4 protein-coding genes are annotated in these 3,484 nt (G+C 72.3%); all 4 read right to left on the bottom strand.

From position 1 onward, the window contains the following. Positions 1-49 precede the first annotated feature (49 nt). On the bottom strand, positions 50-997 hold the full coding sequence (locus tag Q4I23_RS31535; protein WP_498528832.1) for an ABC transporter ATP-binding protein: 948 nt from the start codon (positions 995-997) through the stop codon (positions 50-52). Beyond that, positions 994-2,007, bottom strand: a complete 1,014-nt coding sequence (locus Q4I23_RS31530) for an ABC transporter ATP-binding protein (protein ID WP_498528831.1) — start codon at positions 2,005-2,007, stop codon at positions 994-996. Before Q4I23_RS31530 ends, Q4I23_RS31535 begins: the two co-directional genes overlap by 4 nt. Beyond that, positions 2,004-2,960 carry an ABC transporter permease gene (locus Q4I23_RS31525; RefSeq protein WP_498528830.1) on the bottom strand — a complete coding sequence of 319 codons (957 nt, stop codon included), beginning with the start codon at positions 2,958-2,960 and terminating at the stop codon, positions 2,004-2,006. Before Q4I23_RS31525 ends, Q4I23_RS31530 begins: the two co-directional genes overlap by 4 nt. Then, a partial coding sequence (locus Q4I23_RS31520; RefSeq protein ID WP_498528829.1) for an ABC transporter permease occupies positions 2,957-3,484 on the bottom strand: 528 nt, incomplete at its 5' end. The genes Q4I23_RS31525 and Q4I23_RS31520, both read right to left, overlap by 4 nt.

Genomic DNA, 3,484 nt, shown 5'->3' with positions numbered 1-3,484 from the left:
ATAATCGTCGGCAGCGTCAGATGTGTATAAGAGACAGCTTTCGAACCGCTCACTTCGCGAGCAGACAGGCCACCCGATGCCCCTCCCCCACCCCACGCAACGCCGGCACCTCACGCGTGCAGTCCGGCCGAGCCGCCGGACAGCACGGGTGGAAAGGGCAGCCAGGGAGCCGCGCCGCCAGGGACGGCGCCTCGCCGCGCACCGGCACGGTTCCCTCAGGCAGGGCACTTCGGGAGTCGGCCAGCAGGGCCTGGGTGTAGGGGTGGCGCGGGCGCTCGAACAGGGCGTCCACCGGCCCCTCCTCGACCACGCGGCCGAGATACATGACCACCACCCGGTCGCAGATGTGGCCGACCACCGACAGGTCGTGGCTGATGAACAGGATCGCCAGACCGTCCCGGTCGCGCAGGTCAAGGAACAGGTTGAGGATGCCGGCGCGCACCGACACGTCGAGCGCGGTCACCGGCTCGTCGCAGACCAGCAGGTCGGGCCGCACGGCGAGCGCGCGGGCGATGCCGATGCGCTGGCGCTGCCCGCCGCTGAAGCGGTGAGGGTGGTGGCGGCGCAGCGCCGGGTCGAGGCCGACGCGCAGAAGCTGCGCCGCCACATGCTCGGCCAGGGCGGCGCGCGGCACCAGCCGATGGTAGCGCACCGCCTCGCCGACGATCTCCTCCACGGTGAAGCGCGGGTTCAGGCTGGCGTGGGGATTCTGGAAGACCATCTGCACGCGCAGCCGGGCGGCCCGCGCCTCGGCGGCGGGAAGCGCGGCGACGTCCTGCCCGTCGATCAGCACGCGGCCGGCGCTGGGCGGCAGGAGCCCGGCGGCAATCCGCGCCGCGGTCGATTTCCCGCAGCCCGACTCCCCGACCAGCCCGACGAGTTCCCCCCGCCGCACCGCCAGATCCACCCCGTCCACGGCGCGCAGGACAGCGCCCCGTCGCCCCGGAATGGGGAACAGCCGCGAGACGCCGCGCAGCTCGGCCAAGGGCGGGCTCACGACCTCCCCTCCCCGCCTCGCGGGTCCAGGCAGCGTACGCCGCCCTGCCCGTCCGTCCGTCCTCGCCAGGGAGGGTCGGCGGCGCAAGCGGGTACGGCAGCGGCGCAGCGCGGACGGAAGGCGCAGCCCGCCGGGCGTCCGGACAGCGTCGGCGGCAGGCCGGGAATCGGCGTCAGCCGGCTGCCCCGAGGCCCCCGCGGCAGGCTGGCGAGCAGACCGGCGGTGTAGGGATGCACCGGGCGGGACAGCAGCTCTTCCGCCGGGGCCTGCTCGACGATGCGGCCCGCGTACATCACGGCGATCTCGTCCGAAAGCTGCTCGGCCACCGACAGGTCGTGGGTGATCCACAGCACCGCCGTCCGCCTGCCCCCACCGAGCGCTCCGCCGGCAAGCCCGCGGATCTCCCGCAGGATCTGCGCCTGGATGGTGGCGTCGAGCGCGGTGGTCGGCTCGTCGGCGATGATCAGGTCCGGGGAGTGCAGCAGCGCGATGGCGATCGCCACCCGCTGGCGCAGGCCGCCGGACAGCTCGTGCGGGTGGGCGTCCAGCCGCTCCTCCGGTCCCGGCACGCCGACCCGGCCCAGCGCGTCGCGCGCCCGCCGTCGCGCCTCGGCCCGGCCGACGCGGGCGTGGGCCAGCACGGTCTCGACGATCTGGGCGCCGATGGTCAGCACGGGATTCAGCGTCATCATCGGGTCCTGGAAGATCATGGCGATGCGGTTGCCGCGCAGGCGTCTCAGCTCCCGCTCCGGAAGACCGATCAGTTCTCGCCCGGCGAAGCGGATCGAGCCGCCCGCCACCCGCGCCGGCGGGTCGAGCAGCCCTATGATGGAGAAGGCGGTGGCCGACTTGCCCGACCCGGACTCGCCGACCAGCCCCAGGATGCGCCCGCGGCCGAGGGAGAAACTCACCCCGTCCAGAACGTTCAGGGGCACGCTCAGCGCGCCCTGGCGCGCGGGAAGCTCGGTGCGCAGGCCGCGCACCTCCAGCAACGGAAGGGTGGCGCTCATTGGCCGAGCCTTGGATTGAGGGCGTCGCGGAAACGGTCGCCGGCCAAGTTGATCGCGGCCATCAGCAGCAGGAGCGCCAAGCCGGGGTAAAGGCTGATCCAGGTCTCTCCGGACAGCACATACTGCCGCCCGTTGGCGATCAGCAGGCCGAGCGACGGCTCGGTCACCGGCACGCCGAGGCCGAGGAAGCTCAGCGTCGCCTCCAGCGCGATGGCGCGGGCGACCTGGGTCGTGGCGATCACCACCAGCGACGGCAGGCAGTTCGGCAGGACGTGGCGCAGCAGAATCCACCAGGAGGGCAGGACGAGGCCGCCCGCCGCCTCCACATACTCCGCCTTCAGCTCCACCAGCGCCGCCGAGCGGGCGGCGCGGGCGTAATAGGCCCATTCGACCAGCACCAGCGCCAGCAGCACGTTGCCGGTGCCGCGCCCGAGGAAGGCGATCACCATCAGCGCGATCAGGATGGAGGGGCAGGACAGTTGCAGATCGGCCAGCCGCATCAGCGCCGCGTCGACACGCCCGTTCGCCTGGGCGTTGGACTGGGCGGCGGCCAGCCCGACCAGCGTGCCGAGCGCGCCGGCAACCACCGCCGACCCGATGCCGACCAGCAGGCTCAGACGAAGCCCGAACAGGATGGCCGACAGCATGTCGCGCCCCTGGTCGTCGGTACCCAGCCAGTAGGTGCCGACCAGCGCCCCCTCCGCCCCCGGCGGCAGGCGCCCGTCGAGCAGGTCGAGCTGGGTCAGGTCGAAGGGATTCTGCGGCGCGATCCAGGGCGCCAGAACGGCGGCGGCCACCAGCAGCAGAACGACGGCGAGGCTGCCCAGCGCCACCCGCGAGGCGGCGAAGTCCCGCCACAGGACGCGCATGGGTGATAAGGACGGCGACGGGGAGGGTTCGGACACGGCAAGCGCCGGGGCGGGCGGCGGCCCATCTTCGGCGAGGCTGCTCATGCCGCACCTCCCGCCCCGGCGATGCCGACACGCGGGTCGAGCAGCCGGTAGAGGATGTCGGCCAGCAGGTTCACCGCGACGAACAGCAGGACCACCGCGACCAGATAGGCGACGATCACCGGGCGGTCGAGGACATGGATGCTCTCCACCATCAGCCGTCCCATGCCGGGCCAAGCGAAGATGCTCTCCGTCACCATGGAGAAGGCGACGGTGGAGCAGAATTCCAGCCCGATCACCGTGACGATGGGAATCAGGATGGAGCGCAGGATGTGCACCCCGACCACCCGCGACGGGGCCAGCCCGCGCGCGCGGGCGAAGCGGACGTAATCGAGATGCACCACCTCCCGCACCCCGGCGCGGGTCAGCCGCAGGATCAGCGCCAGCTTGAACAAGGCGAGGTTGGCGGCGGGCAGGATCAGATGGGCCAGCCCGTCGGCGGTCAGGAAGGACCAGCCCACCCCCAGCACCGCCACCGTCTCCCCCCTGTCTCTTATACACATCTGACGCTGCCGACGATTATACGC

The organism is Azospirillum sp. UFLA03-27 (assembly GCF_059803775.1).
Note: the sequence above shows the minus strand (reverse complement) of the source record. Positions and strands in the feature narration are given on the sequence as shown.

Coding starts and splice junctions, on each gene's coding strand:
- Q4I23_RS31525 (WP_498528830.1), bottom strand. CDS start 2,960: ATGAGCAGCCTCGCCGAAGATGGGCCGCCGCCCGCCCCGGCGCTTGCC.
- Q4I23_RS31530 (WP_498528831.1), bottom strand. CDS start 2,007: ATGAGCGCCACCCTTCCGTTGCTGGAGGTGCGCGGCCTGCGCACCGAG.